The sequence below is a fragment of the Rhizobium skierniewicense genome (assembly GCF_014196515.1).
Classification (GTDB): Bacteria; Pseudomonadota; Alphaproteobacteria; order Rhizobiales; family Rhizobiaceae; genus Agrobacterium; species Agrobacterium skierniewicense.
Genome location: NZ_JACIDV010000005.1, coordinates 39,138 through 64,975, shown reverse-complemented (window position 1 = coordinate 64,975; position 25,838 = coordinate 39,138). Strand labels below are relative to the sequence as shown.

24 protein-coding genes are annotated in these 25,838 nt (G+C 56.6%); 19 read left to right on the top strand and 5 right to left on the bottom strand.

All coding sequences use genetic code 11. From position 1 onward, the window contains the following. The first annotated feature begins 5 nt into the window (after positions 1–5). On the top strand, positions 6–725 hold the full coding sequence (locus GGQ73_RS09290) for a polysaccharide deacetylase family protein (protein ID WP_174153793.1): 720 nt from the start codon (positions 6–8) through the stop codon (positions 723–725). A 10-nt stretch (positions 726–735) separates the two neighbouring features. On the opposite strand, the gene GGQ73_RS09285 is transcribed toward GGQ73_RS09290, so the two are convergent. After that, positions 736–1,281, bottom strand: coding sequence for an AAA family ATPase (locus GGQ73_RS09285; protein WP_174153792.1), 546 nt, complete (start codon positions 1,279–1,281; stop codon positions 736–738). Positions 1,282–1,409: 128 nt separating this feature from the next. Here GGQ73_RS09285 and GGQ73_RS09280 point away from each other — a divergent pair, with 128 nt between their 5' ends. Continuing rightward, positions 1,410–1,643 carry a hypothetical protein gene (locus GGQ73_RS09280; RefSeq protein ID WP_174153791.1) on the top strand — a complete coding sequence of 78 codons (234 nt, stop codon included), beginning with the start codon at positions 1,410–1,412 and terminating at the stop codon, positions 1,641–1,643. Positions 1,644–1,694: 51 nt separating this feature from the next. On the opposite strand, the gene GGQ73_RS09275 is transcribed toward GGQ73_RS09280, so the two are convergent. From GGQ73_RS09275 to GGQ73_RS09265, 3 genes are all read right to left on the bottom strand, one after another. Further along, positions 1,695–2,621: a response regulator transcription factor gene (locus GGQ73_RS09275; protein WP_183895788.1), complete on the bottom strand. Its 927-nt coding sequence runs from the start codon at positions 2,619–2,621 to the stop codon at positions 1,695–1,697. Continuing rightward, positions 2,618–6,010, bottom strand: coding sequence for a hybrid sensor histidine kinase/response regulator (locus tag GGQ73_RS09270; protein WP_183895787.1), 3,393 nt, complete (start codon positions 6,008–6,010; stop codon positions 2,618–2,620). The genes GGQ73_RS09275 and GGQ73_RS09270 overlap by 4 nt, the downstream gene beginning before the upstream one ends. 110 nt (positions 6,011–6,120) lie before the next feature. After that, positions 6,121–7,155, bottom strand: a complete 1,035-nt coding sequence (locus GGQ73_RS09265; protein ID WP_174153788.1) for a glutamine synthetase beta-grasp domain-containing protein — start codon at positions 7,153–7,155, stop codon at positions 6,121–6,123. A gap of 484 nt (positions 7,156–7,639) precedes the next feature. Between GGQ73_RS09265 and GGQ73_RS09260 the strand changes: the two genes are divergently transcribed. The 17 genes from GGQ73_RS09260 (at position 7,640) to ureG (ending at position 22,366) form a co-directional block, all read left to right on the top strand. Continuing rightward, positions 7,640–7,840, top strand: coding sequence for a DUF2735 domain-containing protein (locus tag GGQ73_RS09260; protein ID WP_183895785.1), 201 nt, complete (start codon positions 7,640–7,642; stop codon positions 7,838–7,840). A 185-nt stretch (positions 7,841–8,025) separates the two neighbouring features. Further along, positions 8,026–9,315: an urea ABC transporter substrate-binding protein gene (gene urtA / locus GGQ73_RS09255; protein ID WP_183895783.1), complete on the top strand. Its 1,290-nt coding sequence runs from the start codon at positions 8,026–8,028 to the stop codon at positions 9,313–9,315. Positions 9,316–9,595: 280 nt separating this feature from the next. Beyond that, a complete protein-coding gene (urtB, locus tag GGQ73_RS09250; RefSeq protein WP_183895781.1) occupies positions 9,596–11,203 on the top strand; it encodes an urea ABC transporter permease subunit UrtB in 1,608 nt (535 codons plus the stop codon). Beyond that, the gene (urtC, locus tag GGQ73_RS09245; RefSeq protein ID WP_183895779.1) at positions 11,200–12,360 is read left to right on the top strand and encodes an urea ABC transporter permease subunit UrtC; all 1,161 of its coding nucleotides are present in this window, start codon (positions 11,200–11,202) and stop codon (positions 12,358–12,360) included. Before urtB ends, urtC begins: the two co-directional genes overlap by 4 nt. Then, positions 12,357–13,118 (top strand): urea ABC transporter ATP-binding protein UrtD, encoded by a 762-nt coding sequence (gene urtD, locus GGQ73_RS09240; RefSeq protein WP_183895777.1) that lies wholly within the window; start codon positions 12,357–12,359, stop codon positions 13,116–13,118. Before urtC ends, urtD begins: the two co-directional genes overlap by 4 nt. Position 13,119: 1 nt before the next feature. After that, positions 13,120–13,815, top strand: coding sequence for an urea ABC transporter ATP-binding subunit UrtE (urtE, locus tag GGQ73_RS09235; RefSeq protein WP_183895775.1), 696 nt, complete (start codon positions 13,120–13,122; stop codon positions 13,813–13,815). A gap of 253 nt (positions 13,816–14,068) precedes the next feature. Beyond that, positions 14,069–15,286, top strand: coding sequence for a CE1 family esterase (locus GGQ73_RS09230; RefSeq protein ID WP_183895773.1), 1,218 nt, complete (start codon positions 14,069–14,071; stop codon positions 15,284–15,286). Then, a complete protein-coding gene (locus GGQ73_RS09225) occupies positions 15,217–16,044 on the top strand; it encodes an urease accessory protein UreD (RefSeq protein ID WP_252094085.1) in 828 nt (275 codons plus the stop codon). Before GGQ73_RS09230 ends, GGQ73_RS09225 begins: the two co-directional genes overlap by 70 nt. A 76-nt stretch (positions 16,045–16,120) precedes the next feature. Further along, positions 16,121–16,423 (top strand): urease subunit gamma, encoded by a 303-nt coding sequence (locus tag GGQ73_RS09220; RefSeq protein ID WP_174153780.1) that lies wholly within the window; start codon positions 16,121–16,123, stop codon positions 16,421–16,423. A 9-nt stretch (positions 16,424–16,432) separates the two neighbouring features. Next, complete coding sequence (locus tag GGQ73_RS09215; protein ID WP_183895771.1) at positions 16,433–16,690, top strand: DUF1272 domain-containing protein; 258 nt, start codon at positions 16,433–16,435, stop codon at positions 16,688–16,690. Between the two features lie 18 nt (positions 16,691–16,708). Beyond that, complete coding sequence (locus GGQ73_RS09210; RefSeq protein ID WP_183895769.1) at positions 16,709–17,014, top strand: urease subunit beta; 306 nt, start codon at positions 16,709–16,711, stop codon at positions 17,012–17,014. A gap of 2 nt (positions 17,015–17,016) precedes the next feature. Further along, positions 17,017–17,451 (top strand): lysozyme inhibitor LprI family protein, encoded by a 435-nt coding sequence (locus GGQ73_RS09205; protein ID WP_183895767.1) that lies wholly within the window; start codon positions 17,017–17,019, stop codon positions 17,449–17,451. Positions 17,452–17,499: 48 nt separating this feature from the next. Continuing rightward, a complete protein-coding gene (gene ureC, locus GGQ73_RS09200; protein ID WP_183895765.1) occupies positions 17,500–19,209 on the top strand; it encodes an urease subunit alpha in 1,710 nt (569 codons plus the stop codon). A 420-nt stretch (positions 19,210–19,629) separates the two neighbouring features. Next, positions 19,630–20,421 carry a GGDEF domain-containing protein gene (locus tag GGQ73_RS09195; RefSeq protein WP_183895764.1) on the top strand — a complete coding sequence of 264 codons (792 nt, stop codon included), beginning with the start codon at positions 19,630–19,632 and terminating at the stop codon, positions 20,419–20,421. 120 nt (positions 20,422–20,541) lie between these two features. Then, complete coding sequence (ureE, locus tag GGQ73_RS09190; RefSeq protein WP_183895762.1) at positions 20,542–21,021, top strand: urease accessory protein UreE; 480 nt, start codon at positions 20,542–20,544, stop codon at positions 21,019–21,021. A gap of 3 nt (positions 21,022–21,024) precedes the next feature. Further along, on the top strand, positions 21,025–21,690 hold the full coding sequence (locus tag GGQ73_RS09185) for an urease accessory protein UreF (RefSeq protein ID WP_183895760.1): 666 nt from the start codon (positions 21,025–21,027) through the stop codon (positions 21,688–21,690). Positions 21,691–21,754: 64 nt separating this feature from the next. Continuing rightward, complete coding sequence (gene ureG, locus GGQ73_RS09180) at positions 21,755–22,366, top strand: urease accessory protein UreG (RefSeq protein ID WP_174153772.1); 612 nt, start codon at positions 21,755–21,757, stop codon at positions 22,364–22,366. Between the two features lie 136 nt (positions 22,367–22,502). Here the strand turns inward: ureG and GGQ73_RS09175 are convergent, their stop codons facing one another. After that, complete coding sequence (locus GGQ73_RS09175; RefSeq protein WP_183895758.1) at positions 22,503–25,829, bottom strand: efflux RND transporter permease subunit; 3,327 nt, start codon at positions 25,827–25,829, stop codon at positions 22,503–22,505. Positions 25,830–25,838 lie beyond the last annotated feature (9 nt).

Below are 25,838 nucleotides of genomic sequence, written 5' to 3'. Positions count from 1 at the left end.
TAGCGATGACGACGCGGCGCATTCTGAAGGGCTCCGGCATTCTTGCCATCTTGCTGGTCGTGATCGCCTCGCTCCATATGTTCAGCAATGCCCGAACGACGCAACTGTTCGGCGATATCATCGCCCGGGTTGAAACGGACAGGCCCGTCGTGGCGCTCACATTTGATGATGGCCCGTCTGCGCGCTTCACGAAAGAGGTATTGACGATCCTGAAAGACAGGAACGTGACGGCGACATTTTTCCTGATCGGCAAGGAGACCGCTGAAAATCTGCCGCAAGCACGGCTCATCGTTGATGCCGGACATGAGATCGGCAATCACTCCTACACCCATTCCAACATGGCGTGGATGGGGGCGGGCACGGTAAAAGATGAGATAGAGCGAACGGATGCGGCCATCCGCACGGCTGGATATCAGGGAGAAATTCTCTTTCGCCCGCCCTATGGCAAAAAACTGCTGACGCTGCCTTGGTATCTTTGGCAGCACGATCGCAAGACGATCATGTGGGATGTCGAGCCGGAATCCTTCGAGGACATTGCAGGAAATGCGGATGCCATGACGCGCTATGTCATCGACAATGCCAGAAACGGCTCGATCATCATCTTGCATGTGATGTATCGGGGAAGGGATGTCTCCCGTCAGGCCTTGCCTCAGATCATCGACGGGCTACGCCAGCGTGGCTTTGGGTTCGTGACAGTGTCGGAGCTGCTCAAAAACCGGACATAACGCTGGGACTTTAGTGTCTGTCTTCCAGCACGCTTAGAACCCTGTCGGCACGTTCGCTTGTGGTTGTCTTCTCAAGGATAATGGTTTCGTAGCCCAGTGCGCGATAGTCGGACAGCAGGCGCTTATATTCCGCTTCGGCCGTACCGAAATCATGTTTACGCTCGCCGTCCGTCACATAGATTTCGACCCAGGGAGGGGTCATAAACACGACGGGGTTATATCGGTGCTGCAGCTTCAGTGTGTGAAGCAAACCATCTCCGGACACATGGTGGAGGGCAGAGGCGGCATCGATCAAGCCCCTGTCGAAGAATACCCAGCCGTTACCGGGCGCTTGCGTGCGATCCGCCAATGCCATCGCGACGGCAAGGTGAGCAAAGGCTTCCATATTGATCCATGGAAGGGCGGTGCCGCCTGAGCTCAGTTCAGCCGAAACGATCCGTCGGCCGGGTTCTTCAATGGTGGTGTAACCGCGTTTTGCCAACTCCGCCAGCAGGGTGGATTTGCCGCCGCCTGAACAGCCGGAAATGACCACCAGGTTATTGGATGTTTCTTTCATGTTCGGGTGCCTTTAACTTTTGAAATTCTTCAGCTTTCGGGTTTCGGAACATTACCGCGTATTAATCTTGGAGATGGGAACCGAAAGCCAGATGTTACGTTCTGCTTGACAATCAATGAGGTCTCAAAATGAAAACTCTTCTCATCTCGTCCCTGATCGCTGTCTCGTCTGTCATTACCTTCGCGGCGCCTTCATTTGCGCAGGGCGTAACGGTTACGACAACCGAACGCGTTGTCCGTCAGCCTGTACGTGATGAATACCGCCCGCGGCATCATCGTGCTCCACGCGAGTGCTTCGTCAAAAAGGTCCGCACCCAATATCACGGTCGGGTTGTTGTGAAGAAAACCCGCGTTTGCCGCTGATCGGTCGGTCGCATCTGACATCTGAAAAACGGGCGCAGCAGGCGCCCGTTTTTATGTGTCGTGGAGGATATGGGCCGCCTTAACGGCAGCGGACGCACGGTTTTCAACGCCAAGTTTGACGTAGATCTGTTCAAGGTGCTTGTTCACAGTGCGAGATGATAGCCCGAGAATGTCTCCGATGTCCCGGTTGGATTTGCCTTTGGCGATCCAAAGCAGGACCTCGGATTCTCGGGTGGTCAGTGAAAAATGCTGACGCAACATCACATCCGCAGATTTGTCGCTGGCTGCCATCAGCCGGAACAGATGCTCATCCGGCCCCATCGCTCCAAGGAATGTCAATTGCAACATGGCGCGGTCCGCCTGCTGGATGGTGAGCGGCAGATCTCTCGACGTATCGTTTCTGCGGTTGGCCAGCCACTCTGCGACGTGCTGGGTGACGATCTCAAGGCCGTCATCCCGGCCTGTTGCGGCGTTGACCAGCCGCGTTGCCTGCGGGGTTGACCAGTGGATCGCTCCGTTGCTGCGCACAGCCAGGAGATGGCGTCCTGCCGCATCCAGCGCGACCCGCGCGCTTTGCGCAGAGCGTGCGTTAGACAAATGGACGCGAATCCGGGCACGCAATTCGTCAATGTTGATCGGCTTGGTCAAGTAGTCTACGCCACCGGCCTCGAGCGCCCGCACGACGTGCTCCGTTTCGGTCAATCCGGTCATGAATATGACCGGAACCTGCGTCACCGCCGCGTTGGATTTCAGCCGCATGCAGGTCTCGAACCCATCCATCGACGGCATGACCGCATCGAGCAGGATGATATCGGGCGTGATGCGCTCAGAGATGTTGAGAGCAGATTGTCCTGAGGTGGCGATCAGTACGGAAAAGCCCGATTGCTCCAGCGCATCAGTCAGAAAGCCCAGCGCGTCAGGGCTGTCATCCACCAACAGAACAATATCCTTCGCCATCGCGGCAGATGGTACGCTCATGGTTGACGCTCCTTGTGTCCGGTACTTTCGAAACGGCTAAGAAACGCGGCATAACCCGCCATATCGAAGGCGTGCACATAACTTGCCAGTTCTTCGGTGAAAGGCAGGTTTTCTGATGTTCGTGCGAGATCCTTAAGCTTTGCCTCGATACCGCGTATATAGCCAATTTCACCCAGTTGCTGCAAATCCTTGATGTGCGACGGCCCCGGCGTGCTGATTTCGGCCTTGGCGGGTTTGGCCGGTGCGGGCGTATCGGCTTCATAGACCCATGCAAGGCCCAGATGCACCGCGAGCTTGTCGCAGAGACGGCGGATATCGACGGGCTTGGCAATCGTATCGTTGTGATTGTCATCGCCCGCACCGGCGATTGAGCCATCGCCGATATTGGCCGAAAGCATGATGAGCGGGGCTGTCTGGCCCGCCTCGCGCAATTTCGTCACGAGCTGCCAGCCGCTCATGCCGGGCATGGAGATGTCGATGAGGAATAGATCTGGCTGAACGCCCTCGATAAGTGTCAAGCAATCGGGGCCGCTATGTGCTGTGAGCACGACGAAATCGAGAGGCCCTAGAACCTCGCGCATCAGTTCGCGGTGATCCTCATTGTCATCGACGACGACGATGGTCCGGCGCTGACCCGAATAGGAGACAATGGTCTTTTCCGGGGCAGGGGTCGTATTTGGACGATGAACTGCAGACAGCATCAAACGCACCTTGAAGGTCGAGCCCTTGTCCTTTTCGCTGACGACGGAGATTTCGCCGCCGAGCGTGTTGGTGAGAAGCTGTGTGATGGTCAGCCCCAGACCAAGGCCTGGCATAGGTCGGATGCTCTCTGCCTCACCACGCTGGAACGGCTCATAGATGCGGTTCAAATCCTTTTCGGCTATGCCGCGTCCCGTATCCGAGATGCTAAAGGTTGCTACCTGGCTGCGATAGGCGACATCGAAGTTCACGGTACCAGTGTCGGTGAACTTGATGGCATTGGAGAGAAGGTTGACGAGGATCTGGCGCAGGCGCTTCTCGTCCGTGCGGACATATTGGGGCAGGGCACGGGTGCGTTCATGTTTCAGTTCAAGGCCCTTTGCCTGTGCCTGCGGGCGGAAAAGATCGATGATCTGGTCGAGAAAATCCTGAATGTTGATTTCGTTGGAATAGACCTGCAAGCGGCCCGCTTCTATCTTTGAGATATCAAGCAGACCGTCGATCAGGCCGGAAAGATGATCTGCGGAACGTCTGATAACCTTGATGGCGGACTGGCGCGGTTGTGGGATCGTTTCGTCGCGCTCCAGGATTTGTGCGTAACCCAAAACGGCATTGAGCGGGGTGCGCAATTCATGGCTGAGGCCAACCACGTAACGGCTTTTTGCACGGTTGGCGGCTTCTGCCGTGTCCTTGGCATTTTGAAGCGCTGCGTCCGTTTTCTTGTGGGCTGCGATTTCCTTGAGAAGGAGCGTGTTTTGTCGTGAGGATTCCTCTTCCGCGACAACGCGGCTGTCATGGGCAAGAACCAGAAACCAGCAGACGATGCCAGCGATAACGGCAAAGACGAAGAAAACGGCGAGAATGGTGCGATTGACCACGTCGACGGTGGCGGGTGAGGCGGTTCCCACCTGATGGGCGATCAGGGCGAGTGTTGCACCCAGTAGTGCGACGGCGAGCGCTGCAGACATGGCGTATCGGCCCAGACGGCTTGATAGCCGAACGACGAGATCATTCGGCAGGAACGTGCGGGCGACGGTGGCCACCTGATAATTCAGTTTGGCTTTTGGCTTGCACATATCGTGACAGCGGCTATCCAGCGAGCAGCAGAGCGAGCAGATGGGCGCGGCATAGGCCGGGCACCAGGCCATGTCTTCCGGCTCGAACGGATGTTCGCAGATGGAGCAGGTGATGCTGCTTTCCTGCCTCCACTTTTGTCGCGGCTTGCGGGCAAGGTAGAATTTGCCTTTCGTGCCCCAGGCAAGCAGTGGCGAAACGGTAAAGGCGACGATCAGGGTAAGATAGGGTGCAAGCGACGCGGCCAGCGTACCGAATACGCCGAAATGCGCAATAAGGGCGATGGTGGCGGAAAGCGCCATGGTGCCCACACCGACCGGATTGATATCGTAGAGATGGGCGCGCTTGAACTCGATGCCGGGTGGCGCAAGGCCGAGCGGTTTGTTGATGAACAGATCAGCCGAGATCGTGCATAGCCATGCCATGGCGATGATGGAAAAGATACCGAGTGTTTCTTCCAGCAGGCGATAGATGCCCAGTTCCATCAGCAGCAACGCGATCAGCACATTGAACACCAGCCAGACGACACGACCGGGATGGCTATGTGTGAGCCGTGAGAAAAAGTTCGACCATGCCAGCGACCCGGCATAGGCGTTCATCACATTGATCTTCAACTGCGAAACGACGACGAAGGCCACCATCAGCAGCAGCGCAGCATTTTCGTTGGGGATCATATAGCCGAAGGCCGTGAGGTACATCTGCGAGGGATCGGCCGCGCGGTCCACGGGGACGCCGGAGCTGAAGGTCAGCACGACGAGGAAGGAGCCTGCCAGAAGTTTCGGTACGCCAACCAGAACCCAGCCCGCGCCTGCCAGAAACACGGCAAACCGGTGCCGTAGTTTCAGCTTGCCATCGGCGGGCAGGAAGCGAAGGAAATCGACTTGTTCGCCGATCTGCGACATCAGTGCCAGAATGACGGCAGAGGCAGCACCGAACTCGATCAGGTTGAAATCGGCCGTTGTACCGGGTGGGCCGGAAGCATGGTGAATCCCCGCAAAAGCGCGCCACAGATCGAATTTTTCCCAGTCCAGAAAGGCGATGAAGATAAAGGGCAGAACGTTAAGAACGATCCAGAAGGGCTGGGTGATGATCTGGAAGCGGCTGATGAGGCGCACGCCGTGGGTGACGAGTGGTATGACCATGATGGCCGAAACGATGTAGCCGATCCATAGGGGAATGCCGAGCGCCAGTTCCAGCGCGCCAGACATGATCGACGCTTCGATAGCAAACAGCATAAAGGTAAAGGCGGCATAGATGAGCGAGGTTATCGTAGAGCCGATATAGCCGAAGCTTGCGCCCCGGGTCAGCAGATCGATATCGACGCCGTAGCGGATGGCGTAACGGCTGATTGGTACACCCACGGCCAACATGACGGTGGCAGCGACGAGGATAGCAAAAAAAGCGTTGGTCGTGCCGTAGGACAGCGTGATCGCGCCACCAATGGCTTCCAGAGCCAGAAACGATATTGCGCCGATGGCGGTGTGGGAAATGCGGCTGGAGGAAAACTGGCGGGCGCTCTTTGCGGTAAAACGTAGCGCGTAGTCTTCGAGCGTCTGGTTGGCAACCCAGCGGTTATATTCGCGGCGTACGGGGATGATGCGTTGCCGTGCGGCCATGCCAATTTTCCAGAGGCTTCAGGAAGCCAGTTGCCGGGTCGCGGGGCCGGTGGCTGTAGGCTTACAGAAAAATGGCGTCGCCCGAACCGGGCGACGCCATTTTTTACAAATCAGGCAGCGGCCGACTGTGTGAGAGGCACTTCGGCAATCGTCTTCAGAACGATGGACGAGATCTGGTACGGGCAACCCTGCGAGTTCGGACGACGGTCTTCAAGGTAACCCTTGTAGCCGTTGTTGACGAAAGAGTGCGGTACGCGGATCGATGCGCCACGGTCAGCAACGCCATAGGAGAACTTGTTCCATGGCGCCGTTTCGTGCTTGCCGGTCAGACGCAGATGGTTGTCCGGGCCGTATACGTCGATGTGCTCTTTCCAGTTCTTTTCGAAAGCAGCCATGAGCGCTTCGAAATATTCCTTGCCGCCAACTTCACGCATGAACTTGGTGGAGAAGTTGCAGTGCATGCCCGAACCGTTCCAGTCGGTATCGCCGAGCGGCTTGCAGTGGTATTCGATATCGATACCGTACTGCTCTGTCAGACGCTGCAGCAGGTAGCGAGCGATCCAGATCTGGTCGGCGGCACGCTTGGAGCCCTTGCCGAAAATCTGGAATTCCCACTGGCCCTTTGCCACTTCGGCGTTGATGCCTTCGTGGTTGATGCCAGCGGCAAGGCACTGGTCCAGGTGCTCTTCAACGATTTCGCGAGCGACCGCGCCGACACTGCTGGCGCCGACGCCGCAATAATACTGACCCTGTGGTGCAGGGTAACCCTGGTCAGGGAAGCCGAGAGGACGACCGTTTTCGTAGAAGAAATATTCCTGCTCGAAGCCGAACCATGCATCTTCATCGTCAAGGATAGTCGCGCGGCTGTTGGACGAGTGTGGCGTTACGCCATCCGGCATCATGACTTCGCACATAACGAGTGCGCCGTTGGTGCGGGCAGGATCCGGATAAAGAGCCACAGGCTTCAGAACGCAATCCGAGCTATGACCTTCGGCCTGCTGGGTGGAGGAGCCATCAAAGCCCCAGAGCGGAAGCTGCTCGAGTGTCGGGAATTCATCGAATTCCTTGATCTGCGTCTTGCCACGCAGGTTTGGTACCGGCTTGTAACCATCCAGCCAGATATACTCGAGTTTGAACTTAGTCATTACGAACCTCTCATAGGTTAAGATGCGGTGCCTTGATATCCTTCTGCGGGTAAAACCATTTTTTTGAACAGTCCCGCTTTCAAGTGCTGCGCCTATAGAAGCATTCCCCGTGCCAGTTTGACGGCGAGAAGGACAGCTTCGTTGTTTTTTGGCGCGACTGGGTTGCTGAAAGCAAAAAAACAAAAAATACGCACAGGATGAATTTTGGAAAATGCTGTGATTTTCCGTGTTTTTATGTGGGCAGGTCCAGTTTCTGATCAAAAATGAAGCCGTTTCCCCGACGAAGCATATTTTTCCCGCAGAAATGTCTGAAATTCTGAGGTGATCTGCATAAAGACTGTTCTTTGGACCTTCGCGATTTCGATGTGTCTATTTTTTAGGCGATGTGATATTTTTTTAATCAAAAGGGGTGCTTTTCGGCTTTTTTCGGCGTATATTCGAGATGAGGCACTAATGCTGGCTATTCAACGAAAGAGTGAATGTCATGAGAAGCGACCCGCAGATGGAAAGTGCAACGATCTACCAGTTCCCCGTCGGTGGCCGTGCAGGCTTTAAAGGTTTGCGTAAAGAGTCGATCCTCCATGGGCCGACCGCCGCCGCACCGAAAACCCATATCGATTTCGACAGTTGGTATCATCAGGAAGCGATCCAGGAACATTCGGACCTAGGCAAGCCTCACAACTGAGCGCTCGACCCACGCCGTGACCCGCGTTCATGCGCGGGCGAGGCACGGCCTGATTTCCTGTTTCGCCACCCCACCTACGTCAATTGACGTATACGGTTTTGCAGATGCGAGACCGATAGTCCCCTCCAGCAGCGGTAAAATAACCGCTGAGCCCAAAGAGGCTGAACAGGAGAGGGGTCCTTCCTATGACGTTAAAGAAAATGCTGTCCGGCGCTTTGCTCGGTGCCATTTTGTCTACAACCGCATTCCACGGCGCATTTGCCGCTGACGACACCATCAAGATCGGTGTTCTCCATTCACTCTCTGGCACCATGGCGATTTCCGAGACAACGCTTAAAGACGCCATGTTGATGCTCATTGATGAGCAGAACAAGAAGGGCGGCGTGCTGGGCAAGAAGCTCGAAGCCGTTGTCGTCGATCCCGCCTCTGACTGGCCGCTGTTTGCCGAAAAGGCCCGCCAGTTGATTAGCCAGGACAAGGTCGCTGCCGTCTTCGGTTGCTGGACCTCCTCTTCGCGCAAATCCGTTCTGCCGGTTTTCGAAGAGCTGAACTCCATCCTCTTCTATCCTGTGCAGTATGAAGGTGAAGAATCCTCCCGCAACATCTTCTACACCGGTGCCGCTCCGAACCAGCAGGCTATTCCGGCTGTCGATTATCTTGCCAGCACAGAAGGCGTCGAGCGCTGGGTTCTGGCAGGCACGGACTATGTCTATCCGCAGACGACCAACAAGATCCTGAAGGCCTATCTGATGTCCAAGGGCGTCAAGGAAGAGGACATCATGGTCAACTACACGCCATTTGGTCATTCCGACTGGCAGACGATCGTCTCGGACATCAAGAAGTTCGGCTCTGCCGGTAAGAAGACAGCCGTTGTTTCCACCATCAATGGTGATGCGAACGTGCCGTTCTACAAGGAACTTGCAAACCAGGGCGTGAAGGCTGAAGACATTCCAGTCGTTGCTTTCTCCGTGGGTGAAGAAGAACTTGCCGGTCTTGATACCGGACCGCTGGTCGGGCATCTCGCCGCCTGGAACTACTTCCAGTCTGTCGATGCGCCGGTGAATGCCGAGTTCATCAAGGAATGGCATGCCTTTACCAAGAACGACAAGCGCGTGACCAATGACCCGATGGAAGCCGCCTATATCGGCTTCAATGCCTGGGTAAAGGCCGTCGAAGCCGCTGGCACGACAGAGACCGACAAGGTTCTCGATAGCATCATCGGTGTTTCGGTACCGAACCTGTCGGGCGGCTACGCCACCGTCATGCCGAACCACCACATCACCAAGCCTGTGCTGATTGGTGAAATCCAGTCCGACGGCCAGTTCGAGATCGTGCAGCAGACTGCGCAGGTCGTGGGCGACGAGTGGTCAGATTATCTGCCTGACTCGAAGGACTTGATCTCTGATTGGCGCAAGCCGATGGAATGCGGCAACTTCAACGTCGCCACAGGCAAATGCGGTGGCAAGGGTAAGTAATCCTACGCCTCTCGGCCCCTCCACAGAATCGGAGAGGCCTCAATGTCTGCACTGACGCTTTCACCACTCTCGACGTCATCCTCGGGCTTGACCCGAGGATCTGCCACCACTCCTCCAAACTCTTCGTCAGCGAGAAAATGCCGCTGCTGTTGCAGATCCTCGGAGATAAGTCCGAGGGTGATGTTGGGTCGGGATTGCTCTGAGGGGGAAAGCGCCGTCGCTTACAGTTTTGCTTGCCGGTTTTCAAACACTGTGCTCGCTCCAAGGGAGACTTGGGATCATGTTTCTTCGTGTTTTGCTCATCATTGGCGTGCTGCTTGGCTTCGCTGCGCCCTCCGTTGCGCAGCAAACCGACCCCAAAGCCCTCATCAATGCGCTCGGCACCGCAGACTTCAAGCAGGCTGAGACACTCACCGGGCAAATTGCCGCAACAGGCGACCCGCGTGTCGTGCCAGCGCTCGAAGCATTTGCCGATGGTGACCTCTACATTCGCAAGTCCGACAACCTTGTCTTTATGACAGAGCCCGCTGGTGCCAGTTTCACGCTGATCGACCCATTGACAGGCGAGAGCGCGGGTGAAGCGCCCAAGGCTGCGGTGACGAAAATCCGCGTCAACAACAATCTCCGCCGGGTCATTCGCGCGGCCCTTGGTGGCCTGACGCTGCTGAGCCCGGACAAATCTGTGCGCCTCTCTGCTGCCGATGCCGTATTGAAGGCGCCGAGCGCTGAGAACCTCGCGCTGCTGGAAGCGGCACTCGCCAGGGAAACCGATGCTGACGTGCGGGCACGAATGGAGGAGGCAAAGGCTGTTTCCGTTCTGGCGTCACAGCGCTCCGTCGAGGAGAAACGCGCCGCTATCGAGACCATCAAGAATCTCGGTGGACGTGGTGCAATCAGCATTCTGATGGCGGCTTCATCCGTTACGGATCCAAGCCTGAAACCCGATGTCGACGCGGCGATTTTACATATAGAGAGCACGCTGGCGCTCTGGGATGCGGCGCAAAACATCTGGTACGGGCTGTCGCTCGGCTCTGTCCTGCTGCTAGCGGCCATTGGCCTTGCCATCACCTTCGGCGTCATGGGCATTATCAACATGGCGCATGGCGAGATGGTCATGATCGGCGCTTACTCCACCTTCATGGTGCAGGAGGTGATCCGCAGCCACTATCCCGCGCTGTTCGACTGGTCGCTGACCATTGCGCTGCCGGTGGCGTTTCTGGTCACGGGTGCTGTCGGCCTCGTGATGGAACGTGGCGTTATCCGTTTTCTCTATGGGAGACCTCTGGAAACACTGTTGGCGACCTGGGGCATCTCGCTCATCCTGCAACAGGGCGTGCGTTCCATTTTCGGGCCGACCAACCGCGAAGTCGGCAATCCAAGCTGGATGTCCGGTTCGTTCAGCGTCGGTTATCTGAACTTCACCTGGAACCGCGTGTGGATCGTCTGCTTCTCGCTGTCGGTGTTCTTTGCCTTGCTCGTTCTGCTCAAGCGCTCGGCTTTTGGTCTGCAAATGCGTGCCGTGACCCAGAACCGGCGCATGGCATCATCAATGGGGATCCGCACGCCGTGGGTGGATGCGTTCACCTTTGCGCTCGGTTCGGGCGTTGCCGGTCTGGCCGGCGTTGCACTGTCCCAGATTGACAATGTGTCGCCCAATCTCGGCCAGTCCTACATCATCGATAGCTTCATGGTCGTGGTGTTCGGCGGTGTCGGCAATCTCTGGGGAACGTTTGTCGGGGCGCTGACGCTCGGTGTGCTCAACAAGTTCCTTGAGCCGACGGTGGGCGCGGTACTCGGCAAAATTCTTGTTCTCGTCCTCATCATCCTGTTCATCCAGAAGCGACCCCGCGGTCTCTTCGCACTCAAGGGAAGGGCGATCGAAGCATGATTACCGGCTTCCTCCTTCGGGCGCTCGACCGCCGAATTCTTATTGCCATTGCCATCATTCTGGCCATTGCGGTGCTCGTTCCCGCATCCAACCTCCTGCTTCCCGCAGACAGTCCCTTCCGCATTCCGACCTACATCATGTCGATGCTGGGCAAATATCTCTCCTACGCAATTCTTGCGCTGGCGCTCGATCTGGTGTGGGGATATTGCGGCATTCTCTCGCTCGGCCACGGCGCATTCTTTGCCCTCGGCGGTTATGCCATGGGCATGTACCTGATGCGGCAGATCGGTACGCGCGGAACCTATGGCCATCCCATTCTGCCAGACTTCATGGTGTTCCTGAACTGGAAGGAACTGCCGTGGTTCTGGCACGGCTTCGACATGTTCTGGTTCGCCATGCTGATGGTGCTGGTTGTTCCAGGCTTGCTCGCCTTCGTCTTTGGCTGGTTTGCCTTCCGCTCGCGCGTCAACGGCGTTTATCTCTCCATCATCACGCAGGCCATGACTTACGCTCTGCTGCTGGCCTTCTTCCGAAACGATATGGGCTTTGGCGGCAATAACGGTTTGACCGATTTCAAGGATATCCTCGGCTTTTCTGTGCAGGCCGATGGGACGCGTGCGGTTCTGTTTGCAATGACAGCCATCATGCTGGCGGTGTGCCTCCTGATTGCATCCGGCATTGTCAATTCCAAGTTCGGCAAGGTGCTGGTCGGCGTTCGTGATGCGGAAAGCCGCGTGCGGTTTCTGGGTTTCCGGGTGGAAAACATCAAACTCTTCACATTCGTCGTGTCGGCCATGATGGCGGGTATAGCAGGTGCGTTGTTCGTGCCGCAGGTGGGCATCATCAATCCGGGCGAATTTTCGCCTGCCAACTCGATTGAGGTGGTCGTCTGGACTGCGGTGGGCGGACGTGGCACCCTGATCGGGCCAATTCTCGGTGCTGTCCTGGTCAATGGCGGCAAGAGCTATTTTACCGGCGCATACCCAGAGTTTTGGCTGTTTGCGCTGGGTGGCTTGTTCATCGCCGTGACGCTCTTTTTCCCAAAGGGTATCGTCGGCAGCGTCCAGCATTATCTGGCCGGGCGGCGTGAAAAGCGGCAGGTGGCTTCCTCAGACGCTGACAAGACGGCGCAACAGACAGCGGAGCAGGCAACATGAACACGGTTTCTGAAAACAGAATAAAAAGCCTGCTTTATCTTGATGGCGTATCGGTTTCCTTCGATGGCTTCAAGGCGTTGAATTCCCTGTCTTTCGTGGTCGAGCCAGGCGAACTGCGCGCCATCATCGGGCCCAATGGGGCAGGCAAGACGACGATGATGGATATCATTACCGGCAAGACCCGGCCCAACAGCGGTACTGTGCTTTTTGAAGACAGCATCGATCTGACCAAGAAGGATGAGGCCGATATTGCGCAACTGGGCATCGGTCGAAAATTCCAGAAGCCGACGGTGTTTGAGAGCCATACGGTGTGGGACAATCTGGAACTGGCCCTGAACCGCAAGCGGGGGGTCTTCGCCACGCTGTTCTACACGCTGACGAAAGAAGACAAGGTGCGGATCGAGGAGATTCTCGCAACCGTGCGCCTTGGCCATCGACGCAACGATCTGGCTGCAAACCTCTCTCACGGCCAAAAGCAATGGCTGGAAATCGGCATGCTCCTGGCGCAGGAGCCGAAGTTGCTTTTGGTCGATGAGCCCGTGGCGGGCATGACGGATGCGGAAACCGCAGAGACGGCAATTTTGCTGAAGGAAATCGCCAAGACCCGCTCGGTGGTGGTGGTTGAACACGATATGGGCTTCATCCGGGACCTTGGTGTCAAGGTGACCTGTCTGGCCGAAGGCTCGGTCCTGGCCGAAGGGTCGATTGATTTCGTGTCGAGCGATCCGAAGGTGATCGAGAACTATCTGGGGCGATAAAATGCTAAGCGTCGATAAAATCAATCTTCACTATGGTGCAGCGCAAGCGTTGCGCGGTATCTCTTTGAATGCGGAGATGGGCAAGATTACCTGCGTGCTGGGCCGCAACGGTGTTGGTAAAAGCTCCCTGTTGAGGGCCGTCACAGGCCAGCATGGGTTGAGTGCTGGCACAATCAGCTTCGGTGGCGAAAGCCTCAACGGTCTTGCACCTTACCAGCGCGCCAAGCGTGGCGTGGGTTATGTGCCGCAGGGACGCGAGATTTTTCCGTTGTTGACCGTGCAGGAAAACCTGCAATCGGGCTATGCGCCGCTGCCGCGTAAAGAGCGGTTTATTCCAGATGATATTTTTAGCCTGTTTCCCGTGCTGCAATCCATGCTCTCGCGCCGGGGCGGTGATCTTTCCGGCGGGCAGCAGCAGCAACTGGCGATCGGCCGTGCATTGGTGACACGCCCGAAAATCCTTGTTCTGGACGAGCCGACGGAGGGCATTCAGCCGTCGATCATCAAGGATATTGGACGGGCGATCAAGTATTTGCGGGATTCGACGGGTATGGCGATCTTGCTGGTGGAGCAGTATCTCGATTTTTGCCGAGAGCTTGCCGACTATGTCTATATCATGGATCGCGGAGAGATCGTGCACGAAGGGGTGGCAGAGACGCTGGATACACCGGAAGCAAGACGCCATCTCACAGTATAACCGACTATCTGAAGAGATTTTCCGCGTGCGGCGGCGCACAGATATTACAGGAATGTGATCCGCTATGCGCGGCTGCATGGCAATCATGCGCAATTTTAGCGTTTCATTGACTAAAAACGTGTGTTATTGGCAACGAAACTGCTGCACGCAAGACACAATGGCGAGGCCATCTGCATGCCGCTCCCGTCGATCCCTTACATTCCACGTATTTTCCGGCATACTGTCGGGGACTTGTGCCAATAAAGGCGTGCCGATGAATTTTACGACTGCTGCTGGCCGGATGTCCCGGTTTGTTCGTTCCGCTCGCGCCATTGCCGCGGGATTTGCCATTCTCACGGCAACAAGCTCCGCTGCTTTCGCGTCAAACTGCGGCCAGACCACTCAGCCGGGTAGACACGCGTTTTCGCTGATGTCTGAGGGATCTAAACGCAGCGGTGTTTATTTTGTTCCGTCTTCCTATGATGGTCGGAAAAAAATGCCGGTCGTGTTCGATTTTCATGGCAGCAACAGCAATCCGAACGGTCAACTCGACCGCAGCGGCTGGGACACGGTCGGCGAGCGCGAAGGCATCGTCGTCGTGGCGCTTCAGGGTAGCCTCAGCGGCGAACTGCCCGGCACGAATGCCTGGAACGTACCCGGCGTAACCAAGCGTGATGGCGGCCTGGATGAGCCCGCTTTCATTCGTGATGCGGTCAACATGATCAAAGCGAAGCTTTGCGTTGATGAGGCGCGTTTTTACGGCTCCGGCTATTCCGGCGGCGGGCGCATGTTGTCGCAATATCTCTGCAGTGGCAGCACCGATTTTGCTGCAGCAGGCTTCGTTGCCTCGTTACGCGCTGGTCTTCCTCAGGAAAATGAGGGCAAGTGGGCACCGGACGTAAAAAGCTGCGCGCCTGCAAAGCCGCTGTCCATTGTCGCTTTTGCTGGTCTGAAGGACCCGGCCAATCCCTATCAGGGTGGTGGAAAGCCTTATTGGCAATATAGCGGTGAGATAGCGTTGAAGCGCTGGGCGGAAATCGATGGCTGCAAGGGTGCGGTCAAGAGCAAGTCCACTGACAGCTTCACGGTCAACTCCTACGATGTCTGCAAAAGCGGTTCGCGCATCCATTCCTATGTCATCGAGGCCTGGGACCATGCATGGCCACGTGCGACGATGAAGGCGGATGTCGTTGCATCGGCGGCGGCCATCATCCGCAAGCCATCGAGCGACGTCACGGCGAAGGTACAGCAGGTGGTGGAGCGCAAATTGCCTTCGACCGAGATGGTCCAACGGCTTGATGCAGCCGAAAGAATGTGGGATTTCTTCCAGAACACGGAAGGGCAGATGGTTGTCGACGCAACTGCGAAGACCGATTGCTCTGTGAAAGCGGTTTCCGCATCCGCGAATGCTTCGGAGACGACGTGCAGGCAGACGAACAAATCATCCCTCAACACCGCCCGCAACGTGCCCGAGGCCGCGGGCGCGTTGTAACCAAAGCTCTGAATGGACGCAGCCGTCTGGACGAATTGTTCCAGGAAGGCTGCGCCAAGATCAGGCTACCCAATACCTTCTCCAATGAAATGGAGGCCATTCTCATCAACTCTTCCGGTGGTTTGACCGGGGGGGACGAGTTGGAGTGGCATGCCGTTGCCGGTGCTGGCACGTCGCTTGTTGTCACGACGCAGGCCTGCGAAAAAGTTTACAAGGCAGCAGCCGGCACGACCACGGTTACTGCCCGCGTCACCGCCGGGCCCGACGCCAGGCTTCACTGGCTCCCGCAGGAAACCATTCTGTTTGACCGCGCATCGCTGACCCGCCGACTGGAAGCGGATATCGATGCTTCCGCTGAATTCATCGCTGTCGAAGCCGTTCTTCTCGGTCGTCAGGCCATGGGAGAAGCGATGGAGGAGGGGTTGTTCAGGGATCGGTGGCGCATACGTCACGGCGGCAAACTGGTTCATGCAGAGGATATCAGGCTCGACGGGAGAATTGCCGAACTGACCAGTGCCGCCCCGGTTCTATCCGGCCAGGTGGCATTTGCGACGCTTCTTTATATCGGCCCTTTTGCGGAGGCTCTTCTGCCTAAAATACGGGCGGTTGCTGGGTTTTCCGGCGGTGCCAGCGAGTGGCAGGGAAAGCTCGTGGTGCGCCTGTCGGCTTCGGACGGATTTACCTTGAGAAAAATGCTGTTTCCGATCATTTCGCTCTTGCGGAATGGCGCGCCAGTGCCGAAAGTCTGGAATCTCTGATGCGCGAGTTGAATAAGAGTTCGAGTGCCCTTTATGCGTCCTAAAGAACGCATGGCGCTCTACAGACGGGACAAACATGAACCTGACCCCCAGAGAAAAAGACAAGCTTCTGATTTCCATGGCCGCCATGGTGGCGCGTCGGCGTCTGGAACGAGGCGTGAAGCTCAATTACCCCGAAGCCATTGCCTTGATTACCGATTTCGTCGTCGAAGGCGCGCGCGATGGCCGCGCTGTCTCTGATCTGATGGAAGCCGGCGCGCATGTCATCACCCGCGATCAGGTCATGGATGGAATTGCCGAGATGATCCATGACGTGCAGGTGGAAGCGACGTTCCCGGATGGCACCAAGCTGGTGACCGTTCACGAACCCATTCGCTGAGGACGCATCATGACACTTGAACTCCGCCCTAACTGTGAATGCTGTGACAGGGATCTGGCCCCCGATAGCCTGGATGCCGTCATGTGTTCGTTCGAATGCACCTATTGCAGCGATTGCGCCACCAACGTGCTGGGCGGCAAGTGTCCCAATTGCGGTGGCGAACTGGTGCGGCGTCCGGTCCGTCCGGCGGAAAAGCTTGTGAACAATCCGGCTTCGACCAAACGGGTCTTGAAAGCCCAGGGTTGTTTCCCAGTCAAAGCTGCGTGACGATGAGAGGACAAGATCATGATCCCAGGTGAAGTCATTGCCGCCCAAGGCGAGATCGAACTCAATGCCGGGCAGCCGACCGTTACGATCGAGGTTTCCAACACGGGCGACCGGCCGGTTCAGGTTGGGAGCCATTATCACTTTGCGGAAACCAATGCTGCCCTGCATTTCGAGCGGGAGACGGCGCATGGTATGCGGCTGGATATTCCTGCCGGAACCGCTGTTCGCTTCGAGCCTGGCCAGAAGCGCGAGGTGACGCTGGTACCGCTTTCCGGCAAACGCGAGGTCTATGGTTTTCGCAAACTCGTCATGGGAAAGCTGTGATCATGATTGCCCAGTCGCTCCGCTCCGCGCCACTCAGCCTGTTGCTTGCCTGCGCGGCATTCTTATCTGGCACACTAGCCTTTGAAGCACGAGCGCAAGATGAACCGAATTGTGCGGAGCCCTCGACGCAGAGCGACATGAATGCCTGTGCCGACCTCGACTATGAGAAGGCAGACAAGGATTTGAATGCGGCGTATCAGCAGGTTCGCAAAAAGATGAGCGATTGGGACAAGAGCGCCGAGGACGACACCAAGGGCGCGGTCGATGCGCTTGTGGTAGCCCAACGCGCCTGGGTTTCCTTTCGCGATGCCAATTGCGAATCTTTCGGTTTTCAAGCGCGTGGTGGGTCCATGGAACCTATGCTCGTGTCCTCGTGCCTTGCCGATATGAGCACAAAACGCGCCGAAGACCTTCGCGCGCTATCAGACGGTTTCTGATCTGACTTCTGCCTTTGTATTCTCCGCTTCCCAAGGAGCTTGATTTTCATGCCTTACAAAATTTCCCGCGCATCCTACGCCAGCATGTTTGGTCCCACCGTGGGTGACAAAGTCCGTCTTGCCGATACCGAACTCTTCATCGAAATCGAGAAAGATTTCACGACCTACGGCGAAGAGGTCAAGTTCGGTGGCGGCAAGGTCATTCGTGATGGCATGGGGCAAAGCCAGGCCACGCGCGCTGAAGGTGCTGTTGACACCGTCATTACCAATGTCGTCGTTGTCGATCATAGCGGTGTCTACAAGGCCGATATCGGTTTGAAGGATGGCCGCATACACGCCATCGGCAAGGCTGGGAACCCGGATACGCAGTCAGGTGTAACCATCATTGTCGGCCCCTCGACCGAGGCGATTGCGGGTGAAGGGAAAATTCTCACAGCTGGTGGTATGGATGCCCATATTCATTTCATCTGCCCGCAACAGATCGAAGAAGCCCTGATGAGCGGCGTCACCACCATGCTGGGCGGGGGCTCGGGTCCAGCGCATGGCACGCTGGCCACGACCTGCACGGGCGCATGGCACATCGAGCGGATGATCGAAAGCTTCGATGCCTTCCCGATGAATCTGGCACTGGCGGGCAAGGGCAACGCATCCCTGCCAGCCCCGTTGGAAGAGATGATCCTTGCAGGCGCGTCTTCGCTGAAACTGCATGAGGACTGGGGCACGACACCCGCTGCCATCGACAACTGCCTGACGGTTGCCGATCAGTTCGATGTGCAGGTGATGATCCACACCGATACGCTCAATGAGAGCGGCTTCGTGGAAGACACGATTGCGGCCATCAACGGGCGCACCATCCACGCCTTTCATACGGAGGGGGCGGGCGGCGGTCATGCGCCCGATATCATCAAGATTTGTGGCAACCCCAACGTCATTCCGTCGTCCACCAATCCAACGCGGCCCTATACGATCAACACACTGGCAGAGCATCTGGATATGCTGATGGTTTGCCATCACCTGTCGCCGTCGATACCGGAAGACATCGCCTTTGCGGAAAGCCGTATCCGCAAGGAAACCATCGCGGCCGAAGATATTCTGCACGATATCGGCGCGTTCTCGATCATTTCCTCTGATAGCCAGGCCATGGGCCGCGTGGGGGAGGTCGCGATCAGAACGTGGCAGACGGCGGACAAGATGAAACGGCAGCGTGGTCGCTTGACAGAGGAAAAGGGCGAAAACGACAATTTCCGTGTTCGCCGCTATATCGCGAAATACACCATCAATCCCGCTATTGCGCACGGTATCAGCCACGAAATCGGCTCTATCGAGGTCGGCAAGCGTGCCGATCTTGTTTTGTGGAACCCGGCCTTCTTCGGTGTGAAACCGGAAATGGTGCTGTTGGGCGGCTCGATTGCCGCAGCACCGATGGGCGACCCCAATGCCTCGATTCCAACGCCGCAGCCGATGCATTATCGACCGATGTTTGCGGCTTACGGTAAGCTGCGTACCAATTCCTCGGTGACTTTCGTATCACAGGCGTCTCTGGATGGTGGGCTGGCACAGCGCCTCGGCGTTGCCAAGAGGCTTCTGGCGGTGCGCAATGTGCGTGGTGGAATCTCCAAGGCGTCTATGATCCACAATTCGCTAACGCCGCATATCGAGGTCGATCCAGAGACTTATGAGGTTAGGGCCGATGGCGAGCTTTTGACGTGTGAACCGGCAACGGTTCTGCCGATGGCGCAACGTTATTTCCTGTTCTAGGAAGCGCCTTCGGTTGCACTGAAGCCCGCAGCCGGTCGAGCTTTCGTCGCATATGCTCACATCGAAGATCCAGACTGCACCATGAAATCGTTAATGATTGTCATAGGTTGCACCTGTTTTTCACTCTTTTGGAAATCGGTAAATTCCGGTTTAAATAAAAGCGGCATCTGCTTGATCGGGCCATAGACGTCGGCCCCTTTGCCCTCCATTCAAAGGCACTTAGCCTGGAACAGCATTTCAGTCACGCGCAGAATTAAGCGTATATTTACTGTCAAAAGTAATTTTAAAATATACCGATGGTAGATAAAAATTTATACAACCACTTTACTTTCAACCAATCTCTGAAGGTTATCGATAGGTCATGCAAGGGGAGGTGTGATGATTGAACATTTTAAAAAAATGATTTCGTTAGAAATGAGTTTGAGCGAGACCGGCCAAGGCCAGAATCTCCGCAACTTTGCAGCCAAGATGGTTTTTATTTCCATTATTCTGTCCGTTATCGTCAGTACCGCGGTTATCGCTGTGGGCGCATTTTTCGATGTCTTGCCGCTGCCGCTTTACAGCGCGCTGGCTTACAGCGTGGTCATGGCATGGATCGTCGGCGGCATCGTCACACTGATCTTGTGTGCTGTCCTATCCAAAGCGGTTCGTAAGCTGCACGATTCCCATGCGGAGTTCGAGCGGCTGAGCAAAACCGATACGCTCTCCGGCCTTGCCAACCGTCGTGCGTTCAATCAGTGTTTCGAGGAAGTCCTCAACGATGCTTCGCTCGCGATTTTCGATCTGGACCGGTTCAAGGGGATCAACGATAACTACGGCCATGCTGCCGGAGATGTCGTCATCAAGAAAGCTGCTGCAGCCATCGCCGATGTATTTGGTGAGTTTCACTGCGTGGCGAGACTCGGCGGCGAGGAGTTTGCGGTTATCGTTCGCGGTGGTCAGATCAAGGATCGGCTTGCTTTGATAGAGCTGGCACGGATTCGCGTGTCTTGCCTGACGATCAACTTTAACTCGCATCAGGTGCAGACGACAGTCTCTGTCGGTGTTGCCGATATCGATTCTGTACGTTCCAAATACGATACGTTTTCGGCCGCCGACAAGGCGCTGTATCTGGCTAAGGCCTCCGGTCGCAATTGTGTGCGCCACGAAAGCGACCTGCCCATCGCACAAGCCGTGGGAGACCTGAAAGCGACTTTGGCGGTCGCGTCCTAATTTGTTGATTGTGGACGTTTTTATGTCGCGGATCGCGCTGCTTTCACCATAAGCGGCTTGCATTCGCCAGCAGCATCCTTCAGGTTTCGGTGTCGATGAAAACCAATTCTGGATGATCTCATGCTGCGCGTACAATCTTATCTTCCCGCTGGCACACCAGGTGACGAACCCTCCGGTTACGTCACGCTCGCCCATGACCAGAGGCACCTGCGTCGCAAGTTGCTGCATCTCCAGAATGATGAGATGGTGATGCTCGATCTCAAGGAGCCTGTGCTGTTTGCGCATGGCGATCTGCTGGTCATCGAGAATGGCGACCTCGTCGAAGTTCGAGCAGCCAACGAAAAGCTGTTTGAAGTGACGGCCAAAAGCACGCTCCATCTCATCGAGCTCGCCTGGCATCTTGGCAACCGCCATCTTGCTGCCCAGATCGAGGATAAGCGCATCCTGATCCTCCGCGACCACGTCATCCGGTCCATGCTCGAGGGCCTGGGTGCGAGGGTGTGTGAGGTGGAAGAACCGTTTCAGCCCGCGCGCGGTGCCTATCACGCCCATGGTGGCCATTCGCATGGGCCTGACCATCACCACCACAGCCATGATTGATCCATGCCCCATACGGTGGATGCGTTGCTGAGGCTGCTGGCCTGGATGTCTCCGGCCTTTCCCGTTGGGGCGTTTTCCTACTCCGGCGGTTTGGAAAGTGCCGTGAACGACCGGCACCTTTCAAATGCGACCGATCTTCGTCATTGGATACGCCCTATTCTGCACCGTGGGACTCTATGGAATGACGCCGTATTGCTGGCGCATGGATGGCGATCTCACGAAGACCGGGAGGCGCTTGCCGAATTGGTCGAATTGGGGCAGGCTTTGGCCGGTTGTGCGGAGCGGTATCGTGAAACGGTCCAACTGGGGGATGCATTCATCGACGCCGCAGGCGCGTGGCCGCACGCCGTTTTCAAACGCCTTGCCAAGGCGACGCCTTACCCCGTGGCGGTGGGTGCTATAGCGGCGGCCCATGACATTGCGCTCGAAGATGCGCTGGCAGCATATTTACATTCCGGCGTTTCCCAGCTTGTCTCTGCGGGCATTCGTCTCGGGATTGCGGGACAAAAAGACGGTGTTGCGACCCTTGCGCAACTGGAAGCCGACATCGCATGCGTTGCCAAGCGTGGAGCCACGTCAACGCTGGATGATCTTGGGTCCGCGACAATTATGGCCGATACCGCATCCATGCGGCATGAAATACAGGAAACACGGCTTTTCCGTTCTTAGTCCGTTGGATGGGCTTTGCGAAACCATCTTTGTCAGAACCAACAGTATTCGGAAGGAAAATCGAATGAAATCGGGAAATGGCCCGCTTCGGGTCGGTATCGGTGGGCCTGTCGGCTCAGGCAAAACAGCTCTGACGGACAAACTCTGCAAGGCCATGAGCGCCGATTACTCGGTCGCTGTCGTGACCAACGATATCTATACGAAAGAAGATGCAGAAGCGCTGGTGCGCATGCAGGCGCTGCCTTCCGAGCGCATCGTTGGTGTGGAAACCGGAGGTTGCCCGCACACGGCCATTCGCGAAGACGCGACCATCAATCTTCAGGCAATTGCGGGCCTCAACGAACGTTTTCCAGATCTCGACATCGTCTTCATTGAATCCGGCGGTGACAACCTGGCTGCGACGTTTTCGCCTGATCTTGCCGATATCACGCTCTACGTCATCTCAGTCTGTCAGGGTGAGGAAATCCCGCGCAAGGGTGGCCCCGGCATCACGCGCTCCGATATGCTGGTCATCAACAAAAAGGATCTTGCGCCCTATGTCGGTGCCGACCTTGGTGTGATGGATACGGACGCAAAACGTATGCGCAAGGACATGCCATTTGTTTTCACGGATATGAAACGCGGCGAGGGCGTCGGAACCATCGTCGACTTCCTCCGGCAACATGGCGGGTTGTGAGGCCGGAAAATAATTGAAGCGGAATCGAGGCCGTTTCAACGACCTCGATTTCGATCAACCCGTTTGCTTCTCTCATCCGCAGACTGAACAGAAACGCCGGACCGTTCCGGTGTTTCCTTGGCTGTCGCTGATAATGTTATTCTGCGGCCAGCGGCGGCAGACGCAGAACATTGCTGGCATTATCGTTGTTGTTTTGGCCTGCACCGTTTTTTCGCTCGATGTTTGCCAGACGCTCTTCAAGGCCAAACAACGCGTCTTGATTGGTACGGGCCGCTTCCGATAGTTCCTCGCTGGACAGGACCGGATGTTCCTCTTCCTTCTTGCCGATGAAGCGGCCGAAGAGGCGACCGAGGAGTAGCGACAGGTCGTCCATGATGAGGAAGAAGGCCGGAACGACAACCAGAGATAGAACCGTCGACACGATGATGCCGCCAATGACGGCAATGGCCATCGGCGAACGGAAGGATCCACCTTCGCCCACGCCCAGCGCAGACGGCAGCATGCCTGCCGACATGGCGATGGAGGTCATGATGATGGGGCGGGCGCGCTTGCGCCCGGCCTCAACCATGGCGTGAACCCGCTCCATGCCATGACGACGCATTTCAATGGCGAAATCCACCAGAAGAATGGCGTTTTTGGTGACGATACCCATCAGCATCAGGATGCCAATCAGGACCGGCATCGACAGCGCGTTGTTTGTGATGATGAGAGCCACCGCTACACCGCCGATCGCCAACGGTAGCGAGAACAGGATGGTGAAGGGCTGGATGACATCCTTGAACAACAGAATGAGAACAACCAGCACCAACAGGAGGCCAAGCAGCATGGCATTGGTGAAGCCCTGCTGCATTTCCCCCTGTACCTTTGCGTCACCACTTTCGGCAAGACGCACCGTGGCAGGCAGCTTGGTCTCGGCAACGATGCGCTTGAACTCGGCCGAGGAGGTGTCCAGCGCCGTGCCAAACGGGACATCAGAGCCGATGGAGACCACGCGGTTGCGATCGTTGCGCTTGATCGAACTCGGACCCTCGGAGTAGTCAATGTCGGCAACGCTGGAGAGTGGCACCGTGGCGCCGGTTGCCGTCTTGATCTTCAGGGCTCGGATGGAGGCTAGATCACGACGAACGTCGAGCGATGCCTGAACGCGGATCGGGATTTGCCGATCATCCAGCGAAATCTTGGTGAGTTGCGCATCGATATCGCCGATGGTCGCCACGCGTACCGTCTGCGATATCTGCTGCGGGGTGATGCCGAGGCGTGCGATCTCGTCCTTGCGCGGACGAATTTGCAGTTCCGGGCGTGGAAGTGCGCCTTCCGAGCTGATATTGACAAGGATCGGCGAGGCGCGAAGACGCGTCTCCAGAGTGCTCACCGCTTTTTGCAAATCCTCTTCACTCGACGACAGGAAGTTGAAACTCAGTTCCCGTTCGCCACGATCGTTCAGCTTGATGATGCGAACGTCCGGTATGGTGTTCACCCTGGCGAAAATATCGCGCTCCACATCCCATTGCGGTCGTGTTCTGCCCCTGTCTTCGACCTTGGGAAGGTAGGGGCCGATGAGCGGTATCGAGCCCAGCCCGCTATTGACGAGTGTTTTCAGAAGCGAATGATCGATGTTCTGGAGAATGACGCGCACTGTCGCACGTCGTAACTCAAGGTCGCCCTTGGGCGATGCGCCGCCAAGAATGAAAACGCTCTGGACGCCGTCGATATCTTTCACGGCCTGAAAGATTTTCGATGTCGTCGCGTCGGTTTCTTCAAGTTTCGCGTTTGGTGGAAGTTCTACGGACAGCACGACGCGCGATGCGTCATCCGGCGGCAGGAAGCTGCCTGGAACGCCGCTGAGAAGCACGATGGACCCGACGAGGAAGCCGATGGCACCCAGCAATGTCAGATAACGCGCCCACCATTTGCTGGTGGTCGCCGTGACCATCCGCGTATAGGATTTCATCAGCCAGCCGTCATTGTCGTGGTGGTCATCGACAGCATCATCGGAACGCATGAGGTACGCGGCCATCAGCGGTGTGATGAGGCGCGCGACCATCAGTGAGAAAAACACCGAGAACGCAACCGTGAGGCCGAATTGAATGAAATACTGACCCGGTATGCCCGGCATGAAAGACACCGGTACAAAGACCGCAATGATGGTGAAGCTGGTGGCGATGACCGCTAGGCCGATTTCATCGGCGGCCTCCAGCGAGGCACGATAGGGCGATTTGCCCATCTTTATGTGGCGGGAGATGTTTTCCACCTCCACGATGGCATCGTCCACGAGGATACCCGTTGCCAACGTCAAGGCGAGGAAGCTGACGAGGTTGAGTGAGAAGCCTAGGACGTCCATGACCCAGAAGGTCGGGATAGCTGACAGTGGCAACGCCACAGCGGCAATCAGTGTCGCACGCCAGTTTCGCAGGAAAAGCAGGACCACGACAACGGCAAGAATAGAGCCTTCAACGAGCGTGTGAAGGGCGGCCTCATAGTTGCCATAGGTAAAATAGACGGAGTCATCGACCATTTCGATGGAGACATTGGGATGGTCTGCGCGCACCTTATCGAGATTTTGCGCGACCGTTTCGGCAACGGATACCTCGCTTGCGCCTTTGGAACGGAAGACGGCAAAGGTTACGCCCGGGTTGCCGTTGAAGCGCGAGAAGGATTTCGGCTCTTCATAGGTGTCGGTGACGGTTCCGAGTTCCGACAGCTTGACGAAGCGACCATTGGACAGCGAAATCGTGGTGTTGGACAGCTGCGCCACATCACGAGTATCGCCCAAGGTACGGATCGTCTGTTCGTTGCCTGCCACCTGTCCGCGACCGGAGCCGAGATCGATGTTGGTGCCGCGCAGCTGTGTGTTCACGTCCGATGCGGTGATACCGTAGGCATCGAGTTTGGCTGGATTGAGAGACACACGCACTTCGCGGTCCGCGCCGCCGTAGCGGTCGATCTTGCCGATACCCGACTGGCCCTGAAGCGCCCGCTTGATGGTGTCGTCCACGAACCAGGACAGCTCCTCCAGCGTCATGTTGGGCGAGGAGACGGCAAAGGTCTGGATTGCCTGCCCCTCAACATCGATCTTGCTGACAACGGGCTCTTCGATATCCGCAGGCAACTCGCTGCGGATTTTATCAATGGCATCCTTGGTGTCCTGAACCGCTTCTTCCGTTGGCTTTTCGATTCGGAACAGAACAGTGGTAAGGGACTGGCCGTCTGTGACGGTTGACTGTATCTCATCGATGCCGCTGATGGACGCGACCGCGTCTTCGACTTCCTTTGTGACCTGCGCTTCGAGTTCGGACGGTGATGCGCCGCTTTGTGTGACGGTAATCGCTACCACCGGCACGTCGATGTTGGGAAAGCGGGTGATCGGCAGATCATAAAATGCCTTGACGCCTAAAAACAGCAGCAATGCGAAGCAAAGCAGCGGTGCTATCGGATTACGGATGGACCATGCGGAAAAATTCATGGTGTTCTC

Excerpts from the sequence above, each read along its gene's own strand:
- GGQ73_RS09290 (WP_174153793.1), top strand. The coding sequence starts at position 6 with ATGACGACGCGGCGCATTCTGAAGGGCTCCGGCATTCTTGCCATCTTG.
- GGQ73_RS09285 (WP_174153792.1), bottom strand. The coding sequence starts at position 1,281 with ATGAAAGAAACATCCAATAACCTGGTGGTCATTTCCGGCTGTTCAGGC.
- GGQ73_RS09280 (WP_174153791.1), top strand. The coding sequence starts at position 1,410 with ATGAAAACTCTTCTCATCTCGTCCCTGATCGCTGTCTCGTCTGTCATT.
- GGQ73_RS09275 (WP_183895788.1), bottom strand. The coding sequence starts at position 2,621 with ATGAGCGTACCATCTGCCGCGATGGCGAAGGATATTGTTCTGTTGGTG.
- GGQ73_RS09270 (WP_183895787.1), bottom strand. The coding sequence starts at position 6,010 with ATGGCCGCACGGCAACGCATCATCCCCGTACGCCGCGAATATAACCGC.
- GGQ73_RS09265 (WP_174153788.1), bottom strand. The coding sequence starts at position 7,155 with ATGACTAAGTTCAAACTCGAGTATATCTGGCTGGATGGTTACAAGCCG.
- GGQ73_RS09260 (WP_183895785.1), top strand. The coding sequence starts at position 7,640 with ATGAGAAGCGACCCGCAGATGGAAAGTGCAACGATCTACCAGTTCCCC.
- urtA (WP_183895783.1), top strand. The coding sequence starts at position 8,026 with ATGACGTTAAAGAAAATGCTGTCCGGCGCTTTGCTCGGTGCCATTTTG.
- urtB (WP_183895781.1), top strand. The coding sequence starts at position 9,596 with ATGTTTCTTCGTGTTTTGCTCATCATTGGCGTGCTGCTTGGCTTCGCT.
- urtC (WP_183895779.1), top strand. The coding sequence starts at position 11,200 with ATGATTACCGGCTTCCTCCTTCGGGCGCTCGACCGCCGAATTCTTATT.
- urtD (WP_183895777.1), top strand. The coding sequence starts at position 12,357 with ATGAACACGGTTTCTGAAAACAGAATAAAAAGCCTGCTTTATCTTGAT.
- urtE (WP_183895775.1), top strand. The coding sequence starts at position 13,120 with ATGCTAAGCGTCGATAAAATCAATCTTCACTATGGTGCAGCGCAAGCG.
- GGQ73_RS09230 (WP_183895773.1), top strand. The coding sequence starts at position 14,069 with ATGAATTTTACGACTGCTGCTGGCCGGATGTCCCGGTTTGTTCGTTCC.
- GGQ73_RS09220 (WP_174153780.1), top strand. The coding sequence starts at position 16,121 with ATGAACCTGACCCCCAGAGAAAAAGACAAGCTTCTGATTTCCATGGCC.
- GGQ73_RS09215 (WP_183895771.1), top strand. The coding sequence starts at position 16,433 with ATGACACTTGAACTCCGCCCTAACTGTGAATGCTGTGACAGGGATCTG.
- GGQ73_RS09210 (WP_183895769.1), top strand. The coding sequence starts at position 16,709 with ATGATCCCAGGTGAAGTCATTGCCGCCCAAGGCGAGATCGAACTCAAT.
- GGQ73_RS09205 (WP_183895767.1), top strand. The coding sequence starts at position 17,017 with ATGATTGCCCAGTCGCTCCGCTCCGCGCCACTCAGCCTGTTGCTTGCC.
- ureC (WP_183895765.1), top strand. The coding sequence starts at position 17,500 with ATGCCTTACAAAATTTCCCGCGCATCCTACGCCAGCATGTTTGGTCCC.
- ureE (WP_183895762.1), top strand. The coding sequence starts at position 20,542 with ATGCTGCGCGTACAATCTTATCTTCCCGCTGGCACACCAGGTGACGAA.
- GGQ73_RS09185 (WP_183895760.1), top strand. The coding sequence starts at position 21,025 with ATGCCCCATACGGTGGATGCGTTGCTGAGGCTGCTGGCCTGGATGTCT.
- ureG (WP_174153772.1), top strand. The coding sequence starts at position 21,755 with ATGAAATCGGGAAATGGCCCGCTTCGGGTCGGTATCGGTGGGCCTGTC.
- GGQ73_RS09175 (WP_183895758.1), bottom strand. The coding sequence starts at position 25,829 with ATGAATTTTTCCGCATGGTCCATCCGTAATCCGATAGCACCGCTGCTT.